Raw genomic sequence first — 22,243 nt, 5'->3', positions numbered from 1 at the left:
AAAGACTCACCGATCAACCGCGCTTGTACACGATGTCCTTGGTACCGCCTTCACACGACCCCACCACCTTGCCATCGGTCGCAGCGCCCTTGTCGACGATCTCCAGCGAATAGTGCGGTACGCCATTGGCGTCGATCTTCGCGGCAATCTCGCTCTTCAATTCTTCACACGGCTTGCCCGCCGCCAGCGCAGTCCCGGCCAGGGTCATCAAGCCAAACGCCAATACCAGCTTCTTCATCGATCGCATTCCTTGTTCAGATCAAAAAGGGTTCAGGGCCAGCCGGCCGCCATCAGCTGTTGGCGATACGGAAGCCCACCTTGATGGTTACCTGAAAATGCGCCGCCTTGCCATCCTTGATATGGCCCCGGGTCTCGGTCACTTCGAACCACTCCAGGTGCTTGATGCTCTTGGCCGCTTCGGCCAGGGCATTGTTTATCGCGTCCTCGATGCTGCTGGGCGAGGAGCCGACCAGTTCGACCTTCTTGTACGTGTGGTGATCAGACATGACTACTCTCCATCAATGGTGTGCATTGAGCCTAGCAGCGCCAGGCAGGTTTACCTGTGTGGGTAAAAACCTGGCAAAAGTTCGATTGCTCTGCACTTTCGCGGCACTGCGCAGTCCCATTCTTCACATGCCACTCAAACCCTGAAGGAGAGCCACCATGGCCAATAGCTCGCTACGTAAAGCCTCGTTGCAAAGCATGGAAGCGGAAATCGAAAGTCTCCTCAAATCCCTGGAAAACCTCAAAGACGATGCTTCGGACGAGTCGCGCAAGACCTTGAAGAGCCTCAAGGGCAATGCCGAAAATGCCCTGCGTCACTCGCGCAGCCTGCTCACCGATGCCTATGAAGAGGTCAAGACCAAGACCCGCGAAACCGGCATCGCCACCCGTGACTATGCCCAGCAACACCCCTGGACCACCGCCGGCGTGGCCGTGGGCGCACTGGGCCTGCTGGCCGCCTACCTGCTGTGCAAGCGCGGCGACTAAAGCGCCTGACGCCCCAGTTCGGCGCGCAACCAGTGCGCCAGCTGCTCGGCGCGCCCGTCCGCGGCGCGCCGGGGCACCCACAGGGCCAATGACGCCCGCGTAGGACCAAAGCCCCACGGTGCCGCCAGCCTGCCGGCACGCAGGTCATCGGCCACCAGCGGCTGCGGGGCGATCGCCACCCCCAGGCCGGCCACAGCTGCCTCCAGCAAGTAATACAGATGCTCGAACCCTTGCCCGTAGCGCATTGCCTGCGGGTCGATGTGCTGTTGGCGGGCCCAGTCGGGCCAGGCCTGGGGCCGTGAGGTGGTGTGTAGCAGGGTTTCCCCCAGCAAGGCGCTGGCTGGCGCCTGACGCAGGCGGTCGAAGCCTGGAAAGTGCGGGCTGAGCACCGGCCCGATGCATTCCTGTGCCAGCACGTGCACCTGCATGTCGGCCGGCCACGGCGGCTCGGCGAATACCAGCAGCGCATCCAGCCCCGGCCGGCGCGGGTCCAGGTCGCCTTCGCCCGCCGACAGGTGCAGACGCAGCTCTGGCAGGTCGGCCTGCAGGCGCCCAAGGCGCGGAATGAACCAGCGCGCCAGCAGGCTGCCTGAACAACCCAGCAGGAACGGTGCGTCGGCGCGGTCCTGGCCCAGCTCGGCGCACACGCTGCGCAGGCGCTCGAAGGCGTCGCTGCTGGCGTCGCGCAGGCGCACACCTGCATCTGTGAGTTTAATGCCGCGCCCTTCCTTGACGAACAGGCTTACGCCCAGGTGCTCTTCGAGCACCTTCAACTGCCGGCTCACCGCACCGTGGGTCACGTGCAGTTGCTCGGCAGCCTGGCTGACGCTGTTGAGCCGGGCGGTGGCTTCAAAGGCCCGAAGGGCATTGAGCGGGGGCAGTTCTCTGGCCATTGACGTGTGAGTTTTCCTGACAGGTTGTGGCGATCTTATCGGTTTTCAGCGGCGCGTGTCGTGGGTAGAGTAGGCCCATTGCGACCTCATACCCACGCCCTGGAGCGACCCATGACCCAGACCAACTTCCGCAGCGGCCCCGATGCCAACGGCCTGTTTGGCGCATTCGGTGGCCGCTACGTGGCCGAAACCCTGATGCCGCTGGTGCTCGACCTGGCCCGCGAATACGAAGCGGCCAAGGCCGACCCCGAGTTCAACGAGCAACTGGCGTACTTCCAGCGCGACTACATCGGCCGTCCTAACCCGCTGTACTTCGCCGAGCGCCTCACCGAACACTGCGGCGGGGCGAAGATCTTCTTCAAGCGCGAAGAGCTCAACCACACCGGCGCGCACAAGGTGAACAACTGCATCGGCCAGGTGCTGCTGGCCAAGCGCATGGGCAAGAAGCGCCTGATCGCCGAAACCGGCGCCGGCATGCACGGTGTGGCCACCGCCACCGTGGCCGCACGTTTCGGCCTGCCCTGCGTGATCTACATGGGCGCCACCGACATCGAGCGCCAGCAGGCCAACGTGTTCCGCATGAAGCTGCTGGGCGCCGAGATCGTGCCGGTCACCGCCGGCACCGGCACCCTCAAGGACGCCATGAACGAAGCGCTGCGCGACTGGGTGACCAACGTCGACGACACCTTCTACCTGATCGGCACCGTGGCCGGCCCGCACCCGTACCCGGCGATGGTGCGCGACTTCCAGTCGATCATCGGCAAGGAAACCCGCGAGCAGCTGCAGGCCAAGGAAGGACGCCTGCCCGACAGCCTGATCGCCTGCGTGGGTGGTGGCTCCAACGCCATGGGCCTGTTCCATGACTTCCTCGATGACGCCAGTGTGCAGATCATCGGCGTCGAGGCCGGCGGCCACGGGGTCGACACCGACAAGCACGCAGCGAGCCTCAACGGCGGCGTGCCCGGCGTGCTGCACGGCAACCGCACCTACCTGCTGCAGGACGCCGATGGCCAGATCACCGACGCCCACTCGATTTCCGCCGGCCTGGACTACCCCGGCATCGGCCCGGAGCACGCCTACCTGCACGAAGTGAAGCGCGTCGAGTACGTGAGCATCACCGACGACGAGGCGCTGGATGCGTTCCACGCCACCTGCCGTCTGGAAGGCATCATCCCGGCGCTGGAAACCTCCCACGCGCTGGCCGAAGCCATCAAGCGTGCGCCCACCCTGCCCAGGGACCACCTGATGGTGGTGTGCCTGTCGGGGCGTGGCGACAAGGACATGCAAACCGTAATGAGCCATATGGCCGCGCAGGAGAAGCAGGCATGAGCCGTCTTGAACAACGTTTTGCCGACCTCAAGCGCGAGGGTCGCGCTGCCCTGGTGACCTTCGTGACCGCCGGTGACCCGGGCTACGACGCTTCGCTGGCGATCCTCAAGGGCCTGCCGGCTGCGGGTGCCGACGTGATCGAACTAGGCATGCCGTTCACCGACCCGATGGCCGACGGCGTGGCCATCCAGCTGGCCACCCTACGTGCGCTGGAGGCCGGGCAGACCCTGGCCAAAACCCTGCAGATGGTGCGCGAGTTCCGCACCGGCAATGCCACCACGCCGATCGTGCTGATGGGTTACTACAACCCGATCCACCGCTTCGGCGTGGAGAAGTTCGTGGCCGAGGCCAGGGATGCGGGCGTGGACGGCCTGATCATCGTCGACCTGCCGCCGGAGCACGACGCCGAGCTGGCCACCCCGGCCCAGGCCGCGGGCATCGACTTCATCCGCCTGACCACCCCGACCACCGATGACGCGCGCCTGCCGCGCGTGCTGGAGCGCAGTTCGGGCTTTGTGTACTACGTGTCGGTAGCCGGCGTGACCGGCGCAGGCTCGGCGACCAGCGATCAGGTAAGCGGCGCCATCGAGCGCCTGCGCCGCCACACCGACCTGCCGATCAGCGTAGGCTTCGGCATTCGCACGCCTGAACAGGCGGCAGCCATTGCGCGGCTGGCCGATGGTGTGGTCGTGGGTTCGGCGCTGGTGGACAAGGTGGCCAACGCCAGCACGGGCGAGCAGGCGGTAAGCGATGTGCTGGCGCTGTGTTCGGCGCTGGCCGAAGGTGTGCGCGGCGCGCGCAAAGGCTGATACCGCGTCGCCTCTTTCGCCGGCAAGGCCGGTTCCTACAGACACCGCGGTCCTGTAGGAGCCGGCCTTGCCGGCGAAAGCCTCACCGCCGCTTCAAGCCCCTTCGAACATCGAAAGATCCAGCGGCCGCACGGCCCCCATCCAGATCGCATGGTCCCGATGATCGGCCAACTCATCGCCGGTCAGCGGATGCAGAAACACCACCAGCCCCTTGCGGTACAACGCCAGCCACGGCAGCACCACGCCCACCATCTCCGGCCCGAATGCCAGCTGGCAGCTCCAGTCCGGGTGCGGCCCCACCGGTTTCTGATGCATGCGCCCCATGCTCACGCCAAACAGCGTGGCGGCCTCCTCGCACAGCGCCCGCGCCTGCTCCATCGTACCGGCGTCGTAATACACATGGGCGTGATACCCCTTTATCCGTTGCACGCTGCCTCCTGAATTCGACCGAACCCCCAGGTGCTCCCGCAGGTCCAAAGGCCATCAGGATACCCCCGGAGCGCTATCGTGAAAAACGCCGAAACACCTGTCTTCAAACTGATCCTGCTCGGCGGCCAGTGCACCCTGGGTGATGCGCTGGTAAGCGAACTGCTGCAGCGCCAGCACGAGGTGACCCTGATCCTCGACGACCTCAACCAGCCCCAGGCGCGCCCCGGCCTGCACGTCAAGAACGGCGGCCTGGCCAGCGCAGACCAGGCCGAACAGAGCATCGCCGGCGGCTCGGCCGTGGTGTGCCTGCTCGACGGCCTGGCGCCCGGCGACTTCTCGCGCCAGGGGCTGATGACCCAGGCCCTGCTCGCGGGCATGGCCCGCACGCCCCTGCGTCGCATCGTGCTGGTGGGCCAGTTTGGCGGCGGCGCGGCACCGCTGGCGGAGTTGTTGCAGGCCGGTGGCCTGCGCTGGACGTTGGTCAACACGCCACTGAGCGAGCACCCGGACAGCCTGGCAGGCATCGCTGCGGGCATTGCCGACCTGCTGGACCTGAACCTGCATGTTGGCGAACAGGTGAATTTCATCGAGGCCCCCTGACTTGCACCGGGCCGCCATAGCCTGCACCCTGAGCCTTCACCGCACTGCATAGAGAGCTTCATGGCCTGGCTAGAGCGCCACCGTCTGTTTCCCTTTCTCGCCTGGTTGCCTCGGCAAACCCGTGCCAGCGTGCGGCGCGACCTGCTGGTGGGGCTCAGCGGGGCGATCCTGGCCCTGCCGCAGTCGATCGCCTATGCGCTGATCGCCGGCCTGCCCGCCGAGTACGGGCTGTACGCGGCCATCGTGCCGGTGCTGATCGCGTGCCTGTGGGGCTCGTCGTGGCACCTGATCTGCGGGCCCACCGCTGCCATCTCCATCGTGCTCTACGCCAGCATCAGCCCCGTGGCGGTGCTCGGCAGCGACGACTACATCCGCCTGATCCTGCTGCTGACCTTCCTGGCCGGGGTGTTCCAGTGGCTGCTGGGCATGCTGCGCTTCGGCGCGCTGGTGAATTTCGTCTCGCACTCGGTGGTGCTCGGCTTCACCCTCGGCGCTGCAGTGGTGATCGCCCTGGGCCAGGTGCCGAACCTGCTGGGGCTCGACCTCGCCAGCCAGGCCACCGCCCTCAGAACCCTGCAAGGCCTGCTGCAGCATGCCGGCGACATCGACTGGCCATCGCTGCTGCTGGGGCTGGGCACCTTGCTGCTGGGGCTGTCGATCAAGCTCGCACGGCCGCGCTGGCCGGCGCTGTTGATCAGCCTTGCCGGCGCCAGCCTGCTGGTGTGGCTGTGGCCGGCACTGTTCGGCCATGTGGCGCTGGTGCCGGCGTTCATTGGCCGGCTGCCCCCGCTGAGCCCGCTGCCGCTGCTGGACCTGGAGCTGATCCTGCGCCTGCTGCCCAGTGCCGTGGCGGTGGGCATGCTGGGGCTGGTCACCAGCCTGTCGATTGCGCGCTCGCTGTCGATCCGCTCCGAACAGCTGATCGACGCCAACCAGGAGATCCGCGCCCAGGGCCTGTCCAACCTGGGCGGTGCATGGTTCTCCGGCTACCTGTCGTCGGGCTCGTTCACCCGTTCCGGGCTCAGCTATGAGGCCGGGGCGCAGTCACCGCTGGCGGGGGTGTTCTCGGCCCTGTGGGTGGCGCTGTTCGCCGTGGCGGGCGCCAGCCTGATCGCGCACATCCCGATCCCGGCGATGGCCGGCAGCATCCTGCTGATCTGCTGGGGGCTGGTGGATCACCGTGCGATTCGGGCGCTGTACCGGGTCAGCCGGCCGGAGTTTCTGGTGATGCTGCTGACCTGCGTCGCCACCTTGCTGCTGGAACTGCAGACGGCGATTTATGCCGGGGTGCTGGCGTCGCTGTTCTTCTACCTCAAGCGCACTTCGCAGCCACGGGTACAGCAGTCGCGCGAAGGCGAGGCGGATGTGCTGCGGGTGTTCGGCTCGATCTTCTTCGGCGCCAGCCATTATCTGCAGGTGCGCCTGCAGCGGTGCCAGGCACCGGTGGTGGTGATCGATGCGCGGCAGATCAACTTCATCGATTACTCGGGGGTGGAGATGCTGCACCAGGAGGCGCGGCGGCTGCGCCGGCAGGGGCGTCAGCTGGTGCTGCGGCGGGCGAGGGGGCAGGTGGTGGAGGAGTTGCAGAAGCTGGAAGGGGCGGCTGATTGCCCGGTCCAGTTTGAGGATTGAGTTGCGCCCTTCGCCGGCAAGGCCGGCGCCTACAGGGGCCGGCCTTGCCGGCGAAGGCAGCGCCGCGTTCTAGCCCCGCGCCAGCTGCCGGCGCAGCTCATCGAGCACCGGCCCGGTGTCCGGGCGCACCCCGCGCCAGATGAAGAACGCCTCCGCCGCCTGCTCAGCCAGCATTCCCAGCCCGTCCAGCACCTTGGCCGCCCCGTGCTCGGTGGCCCAGCGACAGAACGGCGTGGGCTCCTTGGCGTACATCATGTCGTAGCACACGGTCACGCCCGGTTCGATCAGGCTCGCGGCAATCGGCGGCATCTCGCCGGCCAGGCTCGCCGAGGTGGCATTGATGATCAGGTCCACCGGCTCTTCCAGCCAGCTGAAGCCGCTGGCGGCCACCGGCCCCAGGTCGTCGAACTCGCGGGCCAGCTGCTCGGCCTTTTCTACCGTACGGTTGGCAATCACCAGCGACGCAGGCTCATGCGCCAGCAACGGCTCGAGCACCCCGCGCACCGCGCCACCGGCCCCCAGCAGCAGGATGCGCTTGCCCTTGAGCTCGACCCCGGCATTCACCGTGAGGTCGCGCACCAGGCCGGCACCGTCGGTGTTGTCGCCCTGCAGGCTGCCGTCGGGCAGCCGGGTCAGCGTGTTCACCGCCCCGGCTCGCCAGGCGCGTGCGGTCAGGCCGTCACCCACCAGGCGGTAGGCTTCCTCCTTGAAGGGCACGGTGACGTTGGCGCCACTGCCCTGCTTGAAGAAGCCCAGCGCGCACATGCTGAAGTCGTCCAGCGGCGCCAGCAGGGTGTTGTACTCCAGCTGCTGGCCGGTCTGGTCGGCGAACAGCCGGTGAATCAGCGGCGACTTGCTGTGGCCGATCGGGTTGCCGAATACAACGTACTGGTCCATGACGCGTTTCCTGAGTCCGCCCGGCGAATCGGGCACGTTATCCACAATGGGTTCAGTGAGCGGCCTTGTCCAGGCCCAGCCAGTCGCGGTCCTGCAGGAAGTACTCGGTCAGGCGTGCTTCTTCGCTGCCCGGCGCAGCCTTCCAGTCATAGCCCCAGCGCACCTGCGGAGGCAGCGACATCAGGATCGACTCGGTACGGCCGCCCGATTGCAGGCCGAACAGGGTGCCACGGTCGTACACCAGGTTGAATTCCACGTAGCGCCCGCGGCGGAACTCCTGGAATTCACGCTGCTGGGCGGTGTACGGCTGCGCCTTGCGCCGTTGCACGATGGGCAGGTAGGCCTCGACGTAGGCATCGCCAATGGCGCGGATGAAGGCGAAGCAGGTGTCGAAGTCCCACTCGTTCAGGTCGTCGAAGAACAAGCCGCCGATGCCCCGCGGCTCGCCCCGGTGCTTGAGGTGGAAGTAGCGGTCGCACCAGGCCTTGTAGCGCGGGTACACATCGGCGCCGAACGGTGCGCAGGCCTGCTCGGCCACGCGGTGCCAGTGGATGCAGTCTTCTTCGTGGGCGTAGTAGGGCGTGAGGTCGAAGCCGCCGCCGAACCACCATACCGCCTCTTCACCTTCCTTCTCGGCAATGAAGAAGCGCACGTTGGCGTGGGAGGTCGGTACATGGGGGTTGTGCGGATGGATCACCAGCGACACCCCCAGCGCCTCGAAACCACGGCCAGCAAGTTCGGGGCGGTGCGCGCTGGCAGACGGCGGCAGGCCGCTGCCGAACACGTGCGAGAAGTTGACCCCGCCTTTTTCGATGACGTTGCCTTCGCCGATCACCCGCGTGCGCCCACCGCCACCGGCTTCGCGTACCCAGGCGTCCTCGACGAAGCGGGCGCCGCCGTCTTCGCTTTCCAGGGCGGCGCAAATCCGGTCTTGCAGGTCGAGCAGGTAGGCCTTCACGGCCTCGGTGCGGGTAGTCATCAGGTCACCTTGGAAACGGGCTAGGGCCGGGCCAGGCGGGGGCCGGCGCTGAATTCGGCGCGTAGCATACCACCGGCGGCAGGCCACCCGCAGTTGACGGCGATCAAGCAAAGGCGTCCGATAGGGGTTTTCCCGGATCCAGCAGGAGAGTGCAGATGGCCAAGCGTATCCAGTTCAGCCAGCATGGCGGCCCCGAGGTATTGACCCTGGTGGACTTCGAACCCGCCGCGCCCGGCCCGCAACAGGTCCGCGTGCGCAACCACGCCATTGGTTTGAACTTCATCGACACCTATTTCCGCAGCGGGCTGTACGCGCCGCCGGCACTGCCCTCGGGCCTGGGCACCGAAGCTGCCGGCGTGGTCGAGGCGGTGGGCGAGGGCGTGACGCGGATCAAGGTGGGTGATCGGGTGGCCTACGCTGGCGGTCCGCTGGGTGCCTACAGCGAGGTGCACGCGCTGCCTGAAGCAAACCTGGTGAAGCTGCCCGAGAGCATCAGCTTCGAGCAGGCCGCCGCGGTGATGCTCAAGGGCCTGACCGTGCAGTACCTGCTGCGCCAGACCTACGCGCTGCAGGCCGGCCAGACGGTGCTGTTCCATGCCGCCGCCGGTGGGGTGGGTTCGCTGGCCTGCCAGTGGGCCAAGGCCTTGGGCGTGAAGCTGATCGGTACCGTGAGCTCGCCGGAGAAGGCGGCGCGGGCCAAGGCCCTGGGTGCATGGGAAACCATCGACTACAGCCGTGAAGACGTGGCGCAGCGCGTGCTGGAGCTGACCGGCGGCAAGAAGTGCCCGGTGGTGTACGACGGCGTGGGCCAGGACACCTGGCTGACCTCGCTGGACTGCCTGGCGCCGCGCGGGCTGATGGTGAGCTTCGGCAATGCGTCGGGCGCGGTGAGCGGAGTCAATCTGGGGATCCTGGCGCAGAAGGGCTCGCTGTATGTGACCCGGCCGACGCTGGCCAGCTATGCCAACAATGCCGAGAACACCCAGGCGATGGCCGACGAGCTGTTCGAAATGATCGCCAGCGGCAAGCTGGCTGTGGATATCCAGCAGCGCTATCCGCTGGCCGAGGCGGCCAAGGCTCAGGCAGAGTTGTCGGCGCGGCGGACGGTGGGGTCTACGGTGTTGCTGCCTTGATTCAGCAGTGACGCCATCGCGGGTCAAGCCCGCTCCCACAAGGTTATCCACAACGCCTGTGGGAGCGGGCTTGACCCGCGAAAAAGGCCCGAAGGGCCTTCAACCCGCTCTGACGACCTGCCCCGTGGCCAGGTCGCGAATCACGCTCGGGTTGCGCCGCCCGCCCAGGCTGCCGCCCAGGATCACATCCAGCTGCCCGTGGAAGTACTGTTCCACGCGCAGGCGCGAGCGCGCTGCCGGCCGGCCCTGCGGGTTGGCCGAGGTCGACACCAGCGGGCCCACCAGCGAACACAGGTCGCGCACCACCGGGTGGTCGCTGACCCGCAGCGCCACGGTGTCATGCACGCCGGTGATCCATTCCGGCAACATGCCCTGGTGCGGCACCAGCCAGGTATTGGGCCCCGGCCAGGTGCTGGCCATGCGGTCCAGCCACAGCTCGGGGAAGTCCTCGAACAAGAAGTCGAACTGGCGGATGTTGTCCGCAATCAGGATCAGCCCCTTGTTCACCGAGCGGGACTTGAGCGCCAGCAGGCGGTCCACCGCCTCCTCGTTCCACGGGTCACAGCCCAGGCCCCAGACCGCCTCGGTCGGATAGGCCAGTACCGCACCCGCCCGAATTTCCCGCGCGGCTTGTTGCACACGCCAACTGTTCACCATCGTTGTCACTCCGCGTTCAAAGGCTGGTACGCAGTGTACTTAGCCCGGCCGGGCAAACCAACGCCCCGCGTCACTGCACACACGCCCGTCCAGCTCCAGTTCGGTGAGCGTGGCCAGCACCTGGGGCAGGGCCTGACCGCTGGCCAGCGCCAACGCCTCGGTGGTGTGCGGCGCCGCCAGCAGCAACCCCAGCAGCGGGTGCACCACCGGCTCGGGGGCGGCCGACGGAAGGTTCTGCCAGCCACGCAAACTTTCCAGAATCTGCTCTATGCTCTCCACCAGCATCGCGCCGTCACGTATCAATTGATGGCAACCCCTGGCCCCCGGATGGTAGATGGAGCCAGGAATCGCGTACACCTCGCGCCCCTGTTCGGCCGCCAGGCGCGCGGTGATCAGCGAACCGCTGGCCAGGCTGGCCTCCACCACCAGCACGCCGAGCGACAGCCCGCTGATGATGCGATTGCGCCGCGGGAAGTTGGCCGCCACCGGTCCGGCATCCAGCGGGAACTCCGAGACCACTGCGCTACCGCGCTCGGCCATGGCCTGCGCGAGGGCATGATGTCGCTGTGGATAAAGTTTTTGCAGGCCGGTGCCGAGCACGCCGATAGTGCGTCCGCCAGCATCCATTGCAGCCTGGTGAGCGGCACCGTCCACCCCCAGCGCCAGGCCGCTGGTAATCACGAAACCGGCCTGGGCCAGTTGCCTGGAAAACGCGGCCGCGGTGTCCAGGGCCGGGCGTGAAGCGCGCCGGCTGCCGACGATGGCCAGCTGCGGCTGCTCCAGAATCATCGGGTCGCCGGCAATGAACAGAAGGGGCGGGGCATCGCAAAGCTCGGCCAGCAAGCCAGGGTAGGTGGGGGCGTCCCACATCAGCAAATGCTGCCCGGGCCGCTCTAGCCAGGCCATTGCAGCCGCTGCGCCGGCGTAAGCCTCGGCACTGTGGCGGGCCGTTATGCTGGCCGGGCTGCGGCCCAGCGCCCGCCATTGTGTGGCGGGCGCATCAAGCGCGGCGGCCGCGCTGCCAAAGGCTTCCAGCAGCAGGTCAAAGCCCTTTGGCCCGATATCGGGAAGGCGGTGCAGGCGCAGACGTGCCTCGAGTTCAACCGGCGAGCACGCCGCAACAGGCGGGAGGGGCATCGGATCATCCTTGATCGAAGGCGGGTCAGCCACGCGTGAAAACCTGTGGATAACTCTGTTGATAATAGTTTGACAACTTGCCGCCCGGTGCGGGCCGCCAGTCGCCTTCAAAACCCTAGCCGACCTTGAGAAGGGTGCCGAACGCGCCGAATACCTTTATTATGTGCATTCATGTTTGCAACCCATCGCATAGTGCAGCTCATACGCTTATGGCCATCTTGAACATCCTCGAATTCCCGGACCCGCGCCTGCGCACCATCGCCAAACCGGTGACGGAAGTGGACGACAGCATCCGTCAGTTGATCGATGACATGTTTGAAACCATGTACGAAGCCCCTGGCATCGGCCTGGCCGCCACCCAGATCAACGTGCACAAGCGCGTGGTGGTCATGGACCTGAGCGAAGACCGCAGCGAACCGCGGGTCTTCATCAACCCCGAGCTGGAAATGCTCACCGACGACATGGACCAGTATCAGGAAGGCTGCCTGTCGGTACCCGGCTTCTACGAGAACGTCGACCGCCCGGTGAAGGTCAGGGTCAAGGCCCTGGATCGCGACGGCAAGCCCTTCGAACTGATCGCCGAAGGCCTGCTGGCCGTGTGCATCCAGCACGAATGCGACCACCTCAACGGCAAGCTGTTCGTCGACTACCTGTCGAACCTCAAGCGCGACCGCATCAAGAAGAAACTGGAAAAGCAGCACCGCCAGAACGCTTGATCCCTCATTCCAGAAGGCTTGCTCCGGCAAGCCTTTTTCTTTTTAAGCGAGAACTGCATGCGCATCGTCTTCGCGGGCACCCCCGAGTTTGCCGCCGAACACCTCAAGGCCCTGCTGGCCAGCCCCCATGAAATCGTCGCGGTCTACACCCAGCCAGACCGCCCGGCCGGCCGTGGCCAGAAGCTGATGCCCAGCCCGGTCAAGCAGCTGGCTGTGGATAACGCCATCCCGGTGCTGCAACCGCCGACGTTGCGCAGCCCCGAGGCGCAGGCCGAGCTGGCCGCACTCAAGCCCGACCTGATGGTGGTGGTGGCCTACGGCCTGATCCTGCCCCAGGCGGTGCTGGATATTCCGCGCCTGGGCTGCATCAACAGCCACGCCTCGTTGCTGCCACGCTGGCGCGGCGCCGCGCCGATCCAGCGCGCGGTGCAGGCCGGCGACGCCGAAAGCGGCGTGACGGTCATGCGCATGGAGGCCGGCCTGGACACCGGGCCGATGCTGCTCAAGGTCAGCACCCCGATCAGCGCCAGCGACACCGGCGGCAGCCTGCACGATCGCCTGGCCGAACTGGGCCCGCCCGCGGTGCTGCAGGCCATCGACGGCCTGGGCGCGGGCACCCTGCACGGCGAAGTGCAGGACGACGCGCTGGCCACGTATGCCCACAAGCTGAACAAGGACGAGGCGCGTCTGGACTGGTCGCGCCCCGCCGAGGAACTGGAGCGCCTGATCCGCGCCTTCAACCCGTGGCCGATCTGCCACAGCACCCTGGGCGGCGAAACCCTCAAGGTGCTGGGTGCGCGCCTGGCCGATGGCAAGGGCACGCCGGGCGAGATCCTGTCTGCCAGCAAGGACGGCCTGATCGTGGCCTGCGGCGAGCAGGCGCTGTGCCTGACCCGCCTGCAACTGCCCGGCGGCAAGGCGCTGAACTTCAGCGACCTGTACAACAGCCGCCGCGAAAAATTCGCCAGCGGCACGGTGCTGGGCCAATGAACCCGCGTCTGGCCGCCGCCCGCGCCCTGGCCGCCGTGCTCAGCGGCAAGGCCTCGCTCAACAGTTCGCTGCCCGCCCAGCTGGACAAGGTCGAGGCCCGCGATCGCGGCCTCACCCAGGACCTGGCCTTCGGTACCGCACGCTGGCAGCCACGCCTGTCGGCACTGGCCGAGCGCCTGCTGCAAAAGCCGTTCAAGGCCGCCGACGCGGATGTCGAGGCGTTGCTGCTGGTGGGCCTCTACCAGCTGCTGTACACCCGCGTGCCGGCCCACGCCGCCATCGGCGAAACGGTCGGGTGCGCCGACAAGCTGAAAAAGCCCTGGGCCAAGGCCCTGCTCAATGCCGTGCTGCGCCGCGCCCAGCGCGAGAGCAGCGAGATGCTTGCCGAACTTGAACGCGACCCGGTGGTGCGCACCGCGCACCCGCGCTGGCTGCAGAAGTCGCTCAAGGCGTTCTGGCCCGAGCAGTGGGAAGCCATCTGCGCCGCCAACAATGCCCACCCGCCGATGATCCTGCGGGTCAACCGCCGCCACCACAGCCGCGATGCCTACCTGGGCCTGCTGCGCGAAGCCGGCATCGATGCCGCGCCGTGCACGTACAGCCGTGACGGTATCCTGCTCGCCGAGGCCTGCGACGTGCGCGGTTTGCCGGGCTTCGAACAGGGCTGGATCAGCGTGCAGGACGAAGCCGCGCAGCTGGCCGCCGACCTGCTCGACCTGGCGCCCGGCCAGCGCGTGCTCGACGCCTGCTGCGCCCCCGGCGGCAAGACCTGCCACCTGCTCGAGGCGCATGCCGGGCTGGAGGCGGTGGTGGCCATCGACCTGGAAGCCAAGCGCCTGACCCGCGTGCGTGAAAACCTCGACCGCCTGGGCCTGGATGCCCAGTTGATCGCCTGCGATGCCCGCGACACCGCCAGCTGGTGGGACGGCAAGACCTTCCAGCGCATCCTGCTGGACGCTCCCTGCTCGGCCACCGGTGTGATCCGTCGCCACCCGGACATCAAGCTGACCCGCCAGGCCGATGACATCGCTGCCCTGGCCAGCCTGCAGGGCGAGCTGCTCGACGCGCTGTGGCCTACCCTCGAAGTGGGCGGCATCCTGCTCTACGCCACCTGCTCGACCCTGCCGACCGAGAACACCGAAGTGATCGAGGCGTTCCTGGCCCGCACGCCGGGCGCGCGCGAGCTGGACCTGGCCACCGAGGCCGGCATCCGCCAGCCCCATGGCCGGCAGTTGCTCGCGCAGGAAGGCGGCCACGATGGCTTCTACTATGCCAAGCTGATCAAGATCGCCGCCGTTCGCGGACACTAACCAGCACAAGGGAGAGCGGATGAAGATCATCATCCTGGGCGCGGGGCAGGTCGGCGGCACGCTGGCCGAGCACCTGGCCAGCGAAGCCAACGACATCACCGTGGTCGACACCGATGGCGACCGCCTGCGCGATCTGGGCGATCGCCTCGACATCCGCACCGTGCAGGGCCGCGCCTCGCTGCCGACGGTGCTGCGCCAGGCCGGTGCGGATGATGCCGACATGCTGGTGGCGGTGACCAACAGCGACGAGACCAACATGGTCGCCTGCCAGGTGGCCTACACCCTGTTCCACACCCCGACCAAGATTGCCCGGGTTCGCGAGTCGGCCTACCTGACCCGCAGCGGCCTGTTCAACAACGAGGCGATCCCGGTCGACGTGCTGATCAGCCCCGAACAGGTGGTCACCCACTACATCAAGCGCCTGATCGAGCACCCCGGCGCCCTGCAGGTGATCGACTTCGCCGAGGGCAAGGTCCAGTTGGTGGCGGTCAAGGCCTACTACGGCGGCCCGCTGGTGGGCCAGCAGCTGCGCCAGATCCGCGAGCACATGCCCAATGTGGACACCCGCGTGGCGGCGATCTTCCGTCGCGACCGGCCGATCAAGCCACAGGGCGACACGGTGATCGAGGCCGACGACGAGGTGTTCTTCATCGCCGCCAAGAACCACATCCGCGCAGTGATGGGCGAGCTGCGCCGCATCGACGAAACCAACAAGCGCGTGGTGATCGCCGGCGGCGGGCAGATCGGCGAACGCCTGGCCGAGGCCATCGAGAGCCGCTACCAGGTCAAGATCATCGAGATGAACGCGGCGCGTTGCCGTTACCTGTCCGACACCCTCGACAGCACGGTGGTGCTGCAGGGCAGCGCCTCGGACCGCGACCTGATGCTGGAAGAGAACATCGCCGACGCCGACATCTTCCTGGCCCTGACCAACGATGACGAAGCCAACATCATGTCCTCGCTGCTGGCCAAGCGCCTGGGCGCGAAGAAGGTGATGACCATCATCAACAACCCGGCCTATGTCGACCTGGTGCAGGGCGGCGAGATCGACATCGCCATCAGCCCGCAGCAGGCCACCATCGGCACCTTGCTGGCCCACGTGCGCCGCGGCGACATCGTCAGCGTGCACTCGCTGCGCCGTGGCGCGGCCGAAGCCATCGAGGCCATTGCCCACGGCGATTCGAAGTCGAGCAAGGTGATCGGCAAGGCCATCGAGGACATCGCGCTGCCGCCGGGCACCACCATCGGTGCGATCATCCGCGACGAGCAGGTGCTGATCGCCCACGACGACACGGTGATCGAGTCCGGCGACCACGTGATCCTGTTCGTTGTGGATAAAAAGTACATCCGCGACGTGGAGAAGCTGTTCCACGTGGGCCTGAGCTTCTTCTAGGGAGAAACCGGAATGCGCGAATCGCTGGAAAAGATGCTGGCCAAGGGTGTGGATAACTCGCTGCTGCGCTTCGGCCTGGGCAAGGCCTGGCTGGATGAGGGCAACGGCGCAGAGGCCGCGCTGCACCTGCGCCGCTGCGTGGAGTTCGACCCCAAGTACTCGGCGGCGTGGAAGCTGCTGGGCAAGGCGTATCAGGTGCAGGGCGACGTGGCCGGCGCGCGCCAGGCCTGGACCGAAGGGCTGGCTGCAGCGCAGGCGCATGGGGACAAGCAGGCGGAGAAGGAGATGACGGTGTTTCTCAGGAAGCTCGACAAGGCTGTTTAGGGCTGCTGTGCAGCCCATCGCGGGTCAAGCCCGCTCCCACAGGTACAGAGCAGATCCTGAGATCACTGATATCCCTGTGGGAGCGGGCTTGACCCGCGAAGGGGCCATCAGTACCAGCGCGTCTCGCCCGGCGGGCGCTTCTTGAAGCGCTTCATGCTCCACATGTACTGGCTTGGATACGCGCGCACATAACGCTCCACCACCTTGCTCATGGCCGCCGCCGAGGTCTCCACGTCGGTGCTGTACATCGCATCCGGCGCCGCTTCCAGGATCACCTTGAAGCCCGAACCGTCCGGCAGGCGCAACGCATGCAGGAACACCCCCACCGCCTTGCCACCGGCCAGCATGTTCGGCACGAACTTGCTGGTCAGTGCCTTGGTGGCAAAGAACGGCACGAACACCCCCGCCGATTCCGCCGGCTCCGGGTCGGCCGGAATGCCCACCTGGCCGCCCTTGCGCACTTCCTTGATGATGCTGAGGATGCCTTCCTTGGTCGACGCCGCCACGCGGTTGCCCAGTTGCACGCGCTGTTCGCGCAGCAGGTCATCCACCGCCTTGAGCTTGGGCGGACGGTAGAAGATGATCGGCTTGCACTGGCTGCAATAGAAGTGGTTGAGCACTTCCCAGTTGCCCAGGTGGCTGGTGATGCCCACCACGCCCTTGCCCGACGCCAGTGCCTCGTGCAGCACCTCCAGGCCCTCGACCTCGCGCACCAGGTCGATGGAGCGCTGCGCCGGCCAGATCCACGCACAGGCGCTTTCGGTGAACGACTTGCCGATGTCCATCAGCGTGCGGCCCACAAGGCGCTCGCGTTCGGCCGGGTCCATCTCGGGGAAACACTTGGCCAGGTTGATACGCACCACGTTGCGCGAGCTGTTGGGCACCTTCCACATGATCCAGCCGATGGCCGCGCCAACCCGCTGCACCGCGCCCCAGGGCAACTTGGCAAACAATCGCAACGCCCCGACCATCAAGGCGCCCTTGAACTTATCCACAGGCAGGTTCCTCCTTCTGCAAGCCGCGCATTGTAACCGTCAGCGGCGCAGGGCGGCGTAACGATCGCAATCGGTGGTGTGATCCATGACCATGCCAGTGGCCTGCATGAAGGCATAGCAGATGGTCGGCCCGACAAAGGTGAAGCCGGCCTTCTTCAGGGCCTTGCTCATGGCCGTGGCCTCGTCGGTCACCGCCGGCACCTCGTTGCGCTGGCTGAAATGATTGATTTTCGGCACCCCGCCGACGAACGACCAGAGCCACTGCGCCGGCTCGTCCAGCGCCAGCCAGGCCCTGGCGTTGCGCCGCGCGGCGTTGAGCTTGAGGCGGTTGCGGATGATGCCGGGGTCGAGCATGCGCTCCTCGATCTCGGCATCGGTCATCTGCGCCAGGCGCTGCGGGTCGAAGCCGAACAGCACCTCACGGTAGCGCTCGCGCTTCTTCAGCACCGTGATCCACGACAACCCGGCCTGAAAGCCTTCGAGCAGCAGCATTTCGAACAGCGCGCCAGGCTCGCGCTGGGGCGTGCCCCACTCGCTGTCGTGGTACGCCTGGTACAACGGATCATCGGTACACCAAAAGCAGCGTGGCATAAGGCTCCAAGGGTAGAGGCGGGGGCGAATCGGGTTATACTCCCGCTCTTTATATTCGCAGCCCTGGAAAAGGTGAATTTCGTGAGCCAGCCTACGCCAGCCGTGCGTACCTTCCAAGACCTGATCCTCGCCCTGCAGCAGTACTGGGCCGAGCAAGGTTGTGTGGTACTTCAGCCCTACGATATGGAAGTAGGCGCCGGCACTTTTCATACCGCCACCTTCCTGCGCGCCATCGGCCCGGAAACCTGGAACGCCGCTTATGTGCAGCCCAGTCGTCGCCCGACTGACGGCCGCTACGGCGAAAACCCCAACCGCCTGCAGCACTACTATCAGTTCCAGGTGGTCCTGAAGCCGAACCCGGACAACTTCCAGGAACTGTACCTGGGCTCGCTCAAGCACGTGGGCCTGGACCCGCTGGTGCACGACATCCGCTTCGTCGAAGACAACTGGGAGTCGCCGACCCTGGGCGCCTGGGGCCTGGGCTGGGAAGTCTGGCTCAACGGCATGGAAGTGACCCAGTTCACCTACTTCCAGCAGGCCGGCGGCATCGAGTGCTACCCGGTCACCGGCGAGATCACCTACGGTCTGGAGCGCCTGGCCATGTACCTGCAGGGCGTGGACTCGGTCTACGACCTGGTATGGGCCGACGGCCCGTTCGGCAAGGTGACCTACGGCGACGTGTTCCACCAGAACGAGGTGGAGCAGTCCACCTACAACTTCGAGCACGCCAACGTCGACAAGCTGTTCGAACTGTTCGACTTCTACGAGAGCGAAGCCAAGCGCCTGATCGAACTGGACCAGCCGCTGCCGCTGCCAAGCTATGAAATGGTGCTCAAGGCCTCGCACACCTTCAACCTGCTGGATGCACGCCGCGCCATCTCGGTGACCGCGCGTCAGCAGTACATCCTGCGCGTGCGCACCCTGGCGCGTGCCGTGGCCCAGGCCTACCTGCTGGCCCGTGCCAAGCTGGGCTTCCCGATGGCGACCCCGGACCTGCGTGACGAAGTATTGGCCAAGCTGGAGGCTGCACAATGAGTGCTCAAGATTTCCTGGTAGAACTGGGCACCGAAGAGCTGCCACCCAAGGCCCTGAACACCCTGGCCGAAGCCTTCCTGGCCGGCATCGACAAGGGCCTGCAAGCGGCCGGCCTGAGCTTCGAGAGCAAGACCGTGTACGCCGCGCCACGTCGCCTGGCGGTGCTGATCACCGCCCTGGCCACCCAGCAGCCGGACCGCAGCGTCAACCTCGACGGCCCGCCACGCCAGGCCGCGTTCGACGCCGACGGCAACCCGACCCAGGCCGCCCTGGGTTTTGCCAAGAAGTGCGGCGTGGACCTCAGTGAAATCGACCAGAGCGGGCCGAAGCTGCGCTACAGCCAGAACATCGTCGGCAAGCCGACCGCCAGCCTGCTGCCGACCATCGTCGAAGACTCGCTCAACGACCTGCCGATTCCCAAGCGCATGCGCTGGGGTGCACGCAAGGAAGAGTTCGTGCGTCCGACCCAGTGGCTGGTGATGCTGCTCGGTGACCAGGTCATCGATTGCACCATCCTCGCCCAGAAGGCCGGCCGCGACTCGCGTGGCCACCGCTTCCACCACCCTGAAGCCGTGCGCATCACCTCGCCTGCCAACTACCTGGCCGACCTGCGCGCCGCCTATGTGCTGGCAGACGCCAACGAGCGCCGCGAGCTGATCAGCAAACGCACCGCCGAACTGGCCACCCTGCAGGAAGGCACCGCGATCGTGCCGCCGGCCCTGCTCGACGAAGTGACCGCGCTGGTCGAATGGCCGGTGCCGCTGGTGTGCTCGTTCGAGGAGCGTTTCCTCGAGGTGCCGCAGGAAGCCCTGATCACCACCATGCAGGACAACCAGAAGTACTTCTGCCTGCTGGACGTGGACGGCAAGCTGCTGCCGCGCTTCATCACCGTGGCCAACATCGAGAGCCGCGATCCGAAGCAGATCATCGAAGGCAACGAGAAGGTCGTGCGCCCGCGCCTGACCGACGCCGAGTTCTTCTTCAAGCAGGACAAGAAGCAGAAGCTCGAAAGCTTCAACGAGCGCCTGCAGAACGTGGTGTTCCAGGCACAGCTGGGCAGCGTGTTCGACAAGGCCGAGCGCGTGGCCAAGCTGGCTGCGTTCATTGCCCAGCGCATCGGCGGCGACGCCCAGCGCGCGGCGCGTGCCGGCCTGCTGTCCAAGTGCGACCTGGCCACCGAGATGGTTGGCGAGTTCCCTGAAATGCAGGGCGTTGCCGGCTACTACTACGCCCTCAACGACGGCGAGCCCGAAGACGTCGCCCTGGCCCTGAACGAGCAGTACATGCCGCGCGGTGCCGGTGCCGAACTGCCCTCGACCCTGACCGGTGCGGCCGTGGCAATCGCCGACAAGCTCGACACCCTGGTCGGCATCTTCGGCATCGGCATGCTGCCAACCGGCAGCAAGGACCCCTATGCCCTGCGCCGCGCCGCCCTGGGCGTGCTGCGTATCCTGATCGAGAAGCAGCTGGACCTGGACCTGAACGAGGCGGTGAACGTCGCCGTCGCCCAGTTCGGTGCCAAGGTCAAGGCTGCCGGCCTGAGCGAGCAGGTGCTGGAATTCGTCTTCGACCGCCTGCGTGCGCGTTACGAAGATGAAGGCATCGACGTGGCCACCTACCTCTCGGTACGTGCGCTCAAGCCAGGCTCGGCACTGGACTTCGACCAGCGCGTGCAAGCCGTGCAGGCGTTCCGCAAGCTGCCGGAAGCCGCAGCCCTGGCTGCGGTGAACAAGCGTGTGTCCAACCTGCTGAGCAAGGCCGAAGGTTCGGTGGCGACCTCGGTAGAGCCCAAGTACTTCGACAACGCCAACGAGTTCTCGCTGTACTCGGCCATCCAACAGGCCGATCAGGCGGTACAACCGATGGCCGCTGCGCGTCAGTACAGCGAGTCGCTGGCGCGCCTGGCCGCGCTGCGCGAGCCGGTGGATGCGTTCTTCGAGGCGGTGATGGTCAACGCCGACGACGCCAACGTGCGAGCCAACCGTTATGCCCTGCTCAGCCGCCTGCGCGGTCTGTTCCTGGGCGTGGCCGACATCTCGCTGCTGGGGTAGGACGTGAAGCTGCTGATTCTCGATCGGGACGGGGTGATCAACCAGGACTCCGACGCCTACATCAAGTCGCTGGACGAATGGATTCCCATCCCGGGTTCGATCGAGGCCATTGCGCAGCTGAGCAAGACCGGCTGGACGGTGGCGGTGGCCACCAACCAGTCGGGCATCGCCCGTGGCTATTACAGCCTGGCCACCCTCGACGCCATGCACGCGCGCCTGCGCGAGCTGGTGGCGGCGCAGGGCGGCGAGGTGGGACTGATCGTCTATTGCCCGCATGGCCCGGACGACGGCTGCGATTGCCGCAAGCCCAGGCCGGGCATGCTGCGCACCATTGCCAACCATTACGCGGTCGACCTGGCCGGGGTGTGGTTCGTGGGTGACAGCAAGGGTGACCTGGAAGCCGCGCGCGCCGTCGATGCACAACCGGTTCTGGTAAGGACCGGCAAAGGCGAGCAGACCCTGAGCAAGGGCGTGCCCGAGGCAACGCTGATTTTCGATGACCTGGCGTCGATCGCCAGTGCACTTATCCACACACAGGCGGGTTAGCCCGCAACGGTACATTCCGCTATGTCGATCCTGCAGGCGATCAGAATTTTTCTTTTTTACCTGCTGCTGGGTACCAGCTCGTTGCTGTGGTGCACCCTGAGCTTCTTTATCGCGCCGTTCCTTTCGTTCCGCGCCCGTTACCGCTTCATCAATGTGTACTGGTGCCGTTTTGCGCTGGTGCTGGTGCGTGTTTTCCTGAACATTCGGGTGAACGTCACCGGGGCCGAGAACATTCCGGCGCAACCCTGCGTGATCCTCTCCAATCACCAGAGCACCTGGGAGACGTTTTTCCTCTCCGCCTATTTCCAGCCCTTGAGCCAGGTGCTCAAGCGCGAACTGCTGTACGTGCCGTTCTTCGGGTGGGCCATGGCCATGCTGCGGCCCATCGCCATCGACCGCGACAACCCCAAGGCTGCGCTCAAGCAGGTGGCCACCGAAGGCGACAAGCTGCTCAAGGACGGTGTGTGGGTGCTGATCTTCCCGGAGGGTACCCGCGTGCCGTTCGGCAAGATCGGCAAGTTCTCCCGTGGCGGTACCGCGCTGGCGGTTAATGCCAACCTGCCGGTGCTGCCGATCGCGCACAACGCCGGCAAGTACTGGCCCAAGGAAGGCTGGGGCAAGCGCGCCGGCACCATCGAGGTGGTGATCGGCGAGCCTATGTATGCCGAAGGCACCGGGCCACGCGCCATCGCAGCGCTCAACGACCGTGCGGCGGCATGGAACGAGCAGACCCAGCGCGACCTCGGTTCGCTGCCGGCGCACGCCCCCGACGACGCCCAGCCGGTGACCTGACCGTTCTGTGGATAA

General features: G+C 66.3%; 25 protein-coding genes. 15 read left to right on the top strand and 10 right to left on the bottom strand.

The genetic code is table 11. From position 1 onward, the window contains the following. Positions 1 to 13: 13 nt before the first annotated feature. On the bottom strand, positions 14 to 238 hold the full coding sequence (locus KH389_RS00180) for a DUF1161 domain-containing protein (protein WP_043862262.1): 225 nt from the start codon (positions 236 to 238) through the stop codon (positions 14 to 16). A 52-nt stretch (positions 239 to 290) separates the two neighbouring features. After that, on the bottom strand, positions 291 to 506 hold the full coding sequence (locus tag KH389_RS00175) for a dodecin (RefSeq protein WP_043862261.1): 216 nt from the start codon (positions 504 to 506) through the stop codon (positions 291 to 293). Between the two features lie 157 nt (positions 507 to 663). Here KH389_RS00175 and KH389_RS00170 point away from each other — a divergent pair, with 157 nt between their 5' ends. Continuing rightward, entirely contained in the window at positions 664 to 990 is a 327-nt protein-coding gene (locus tag KH389_RS00170; RefSeq protein WP_043862260.1) for an ElaB/YgaM/YqjD family protein, read from the top strand. Here KH389_RS00170 and KH389_RS00165 read toward each other — a convergent pair. Beyond that, entirely contained in the window at positions 987 to 1,883 is an 897-nt protein-coding gene (locus KH389_RS00165) for a LysR family transcriptional regulator (protein WP_213606647.1), read from the bottom strand. The two genes, KH389_RS00170 and KH389_RS00165, sit on opposite strands and share 4 nt — an antisense overlap. A 111-nt stretch (positions 1,884 to 1,994) precedes the next feature. Here KH389_RS00165 and trpB point away from each other — a divergent pair, with 111 nt between their 5' ends. Further along, on the top strand, positions 1,995 to 3,212 hold the full coding sequence (gene trpB, locus KH389_RS00160) for a tryptophan synthase subunit beta (RefSeq protein WP_043862258.1): 1,218 nt from the start codon (positions 1,995 to 1,997) through the stop codon (positions 3,210 to 3,212). Continuing rightward, the gene (trpA, locus tag KH389_RS00155; RefSeq protein ID WP_043862257.1) at positions 3,209 to 4,021 is read left to right on the top strand and encodes a tryptophan synthase subunit alpha; all 813 of its coding nucleotides are present in this window, start codon (positions 3,209 to 3,211) and stop codon (positions 4,019 to 4,021) included. The genes trpB and trpA overlap by 4 nt, the downstream gene beginning before the upstream one ends. A 93-nt stretch (positions 4,022 to 4,114) precedes the next feature. Here trpA and KH389_RS00150 read toward each other — a convergent pair whose 3' ends face one another. Next, the gene (locus tag KH389_RS00150; protein ID WP_043862256.1) at positions 4,115 to 4,450 is read right to left on the bottom strand and encodes a DOPA 4,5-dioxygenase family protein; all 336 of its coding nucleotides are present in this window, start codon (positions 4,448 to 4,450) and stop codon (positions 4,115 to 4,117) included. A 78-nt stretch (positions 4,451 to 4,528) separates the two neighbouring features. On the opposite strand from KH389_RS00150, the gene KH389_RS00145 reads away from it, so the two are divergent. Both KH389_RS00145 and KH389_RS00140 read left to right on the top strand, forming a co-directional pair. After that, entirely contained in the window at positions 4,529 to 5,050 is a 522-nt protein-coding gene (locus KH389_RS00145; protein ID WP_058541986.1) for an NAD(P)H-binding protein, read from the top strand. A gap of 60 nt (positions 5,051 to 5,110) precedes the next feature. Next, positions 5,111 to 6,682 carry a SulP family inorganic anion transporter gene (locus KH389_RS00140; protein ID WP_213606646.1) on the top strand — a complete coding sequence of 524 codons (1,572 nt, stop codon included), beginning with the start codon at positions 5,111 to 5,113 and terminating at the stop codon, positions 6,680 to 6,682. Positions 6,683 to 6,751: 69 nt separating this feature from the next. On the opposite strand, the gene aroE is transcribed toward KH389_RS00140, so the two are convergent. Then, on the bottom strand, positions 6,752 to 7,579 hold the full coding sequence (gene aroE / locus KH389_RS00135) for a shikimate dehydrogenase (protein WP_043862253.1): 828 nt from the start codon (positions 7,577 to 7,579) through the stop codon (positions 6,752 to 6,754). A 52-nt stretch (positions 7,580 to 7,631) separates the two neighbouring features. After that, positions 7,632 to 8,558, bottom strand: coding sequence for an oxygen-dependent coproporphyrinogen oxidase (gene hemF / locus KH389_RS00130; RefSeq protein WP_043862252.1), 927 nt, complete (start codon positions 8,556 to 8,558; stop codon positions 7,632 to 7,634). Positions 8,559 to 8,713: 155 nt separating this feature from the next. On the opposite strand from hemF, the gene KH389_RS00125 reads away from it, so the two are divergent. Next, positions 8,714 to 9,691, top strand: coding sequence for an NADPH:quinone reductase (locus tag KH389_RS00125; protein ID WP_100634903.1), 978 nt, complete (start codon positions 8,714 to 8,716; stop codon positions 9,689 to 9,691). Positions 9,692 to 9,790: 99 nt separating this feature from the next. Here KH389_RS00125 and tsaC read toward each other — a convergent pair whose 3' ends face one another. Both tsaC and dprA read right to left on the bottom strand, forming a co-directional pair. After that, positions 9,791 to 10,348, bottom strand: a complete 558-nt coding sequence (tsaC, locus tag KH389_RS00120; protein WP_043862251.1) for an L-threonylcarbamoyladenylate synthase type 1 TsaC — start codon at positions 10,346 to 10,348, stop codon at positions 9,791 to 9,793. Positions 10,349 to 10,387: 39 nt separating this feature from the next. Continuing rightward, positions 10,388 to 11,485, bottom strand: coding sequence for a DNA-processing protein DprA (dprA, locus tag KH389_RS00115; RefSeq protein WP_213606645.1), 1,098 nt, complete (start codon positions 11,483 to 11,485; stop codon positions 10,388 to 10,390). A 209-nt stretch (positions 11,486 to 11,694) separates the two neighbouring features. On the opposite strand from dprA, the gene def reads away from it, so the two are divergent. The 5 genes from def to KH389_RS00090 are packed head-to-tail and all read left to right on the top strand — an operon-like array spanning position 11,695 to position 16,218. After that, positions 11,695 to 12,201, top strand: a complete 507-nt coding sequence (def, locus tag KH389_RS00110; RefSeq protein WP_043862249.1) for a peptide deformylase — start codon at positions 11,695 to 11,697, stop codon at positions 12,199 to 12,201. Between the two features lie 57 nt (positions 12,202 to 12,258). Beyond that, positions 12,259 to 13,191, top strand: coding sequence for a methionyl-tRNA formyltransferase (gene fmt, locus KH389_RS00105; RefSeq protein ID WP_043862248.1), 933 nt, complete (start codon positions 12,259 to 12,261; stop codon positions 13,189 to 13,191). Then, positions 13,188 to 14,501: a 16S rRNA (cytosine(967)-C(5))-methyltransferase RsmB gene (gene rsmB / locus KH389_RS00100; RefSeq protein ID WP_078481293.1), complete on the top strand. Its 1,314-nt coding sequence runs from the start codon at positions 13,188 to 13,190 to the stop codon at positions 14,499 to 14,501. Before fmt ends, rsmB begins: the two co-directional genes overlap by 4 nt. 19 nt (positions 14,502 to 14,520) lie before the next feature. Continuing rightward, positions 14,521 to 15,894: a Trk system potassium transporter TrkA gene (trkA, locus tag KH389_RS00095; protein ID WP_043862246.1), complete on the top strand. Its 1,374-nt coding sequence runs from the start codon at positions 14,521 to 14,523 to the stop codon at positions 15,892 to 15,894. A gap of 12 nt (positions 15,895 to 15,906) precedes the next feature. Beyond that, positions 15,907 to 16,218 carry a tetratricopeptide repeat protein gene (locus KH389_RS00090; RefSeq protein WP_043862245.1) on the top strand — a complete coding sequence of 104 codons (312 nt, stop codon included), beginning with the start codon at positions 15,907 to 15,909 and terminating at the stop codon, positions 16,216 to 16,218. Positions 16,219 to 16,325: 107 nt separating this feature from the next. On the opposite strand, the gene KH389_RS00085 is transcribed toward KH389_RS00090, so the two are convergent. Both KH389_RS00085 and KH389_RS00080 read right to left on the bottom strand, forming a co-directional pair. Beyond that, positions 16,326 to 17,213 carry a lysophospholipid acyltransferase gene (locus KH389_RS00085; protein ID WP_054916050.1) on the bottom strand — a complete coding sequence of 296 codons (888 nt, stop codon included), beginning with the start codon at positions 17,211 to 17,213 and terminating at the stop codon, positions 16,326 to 16,328. Between the two features lie 39 nt (positions 17,214 to 17,252). Further along, on the bottom strand, positions 17,253 to 17,804 hold the full coding sequence (locus tag KH389_RS00080) for a DNA-3-methyladenine glycosylase I (protein ID WP_043862243.1): 552 nt from the start codon (positions 17,802 to 17,804) through the stop codon (positions 17,253 to 17,255). Positions 17,805 to 17,885: 81 nt separating this feature from the next. Between KH389_RS00080 and glyQ the strand changes: the two genes are divergently transcribed. Genes glyQ through KH389_RS00060 form a run of 4 tightly spaced genes read left to right on the top strand, consistent with a single transcriptional unit; the run spans position 17,886 to position 22,228 of the window. Beyond that, a complete protein-coding gene (gene glyQ, locus KH389_RS00075; protein WP_043862242.1) occupies positions 17,886 to 18,839 on the top strand; it encodes a glycine--tRNA ligase subunit alpha in 954 nt (317 codons plus the stop codon). After that, entirely contained in the window at positions 18,836 to 20,890 is a 2,055-nt protein-coding gene (glyS, locus tag KH389_RS00070) for a glycine--tRNA ligase subunit beta (protein ID WP_043862241.1), read from the top strand. The genes glyQ and glyS overlap by 4 nt, the downstream gene beginning before the upstream one ends. Positions 20,891 to 20,893: 3 nt before the next feature. Then, a complete protein-coding gene (gene gmhB, locus KH389_RS00065) occupies positions 20,894 to 21,436 on the top strand; it encodes a D-glycero-beta-D-manno-heptose 1,7-bisphosphate 7-phosphatase (protein WP_116052443.1) in 543 nt (180 codons plus the stop codon). A gap of 21 nt (positions 21,437 to 21,457) precedes the next feature. Further along, positions 21,458 to 22,228 (top strand): lysophospholipid acyltransferase family protein, encoded by a 771-nt coding sequence (locus KH389_RS00060; RefSeq protein WP_043862239.1) that lies wholly within the window; start codon positions 21,458 to 21,460, stop codon positions 22,226 to 22,228. The last annotated feature ends 15 nt before the right edge of the window (positions 22,229 to 22,243 follow it).

It is taken from the genome of Pseudomonas qingdaonensis, from assembly GCF_018398475.1.
In the GTDB taxonomy this organism is placed as follows: Bacteria; Pseudomonadota; Gammaproteobacteria; order Pseudomonadales; family Pseudomonadaceae; genus Aquipseudomonas; species Aquipseudomonas palmensis.
Note: the sequence above shows the minus strand (reverse complement) of the source record. Positions and strands in the feature narration are given on the sequence as shown.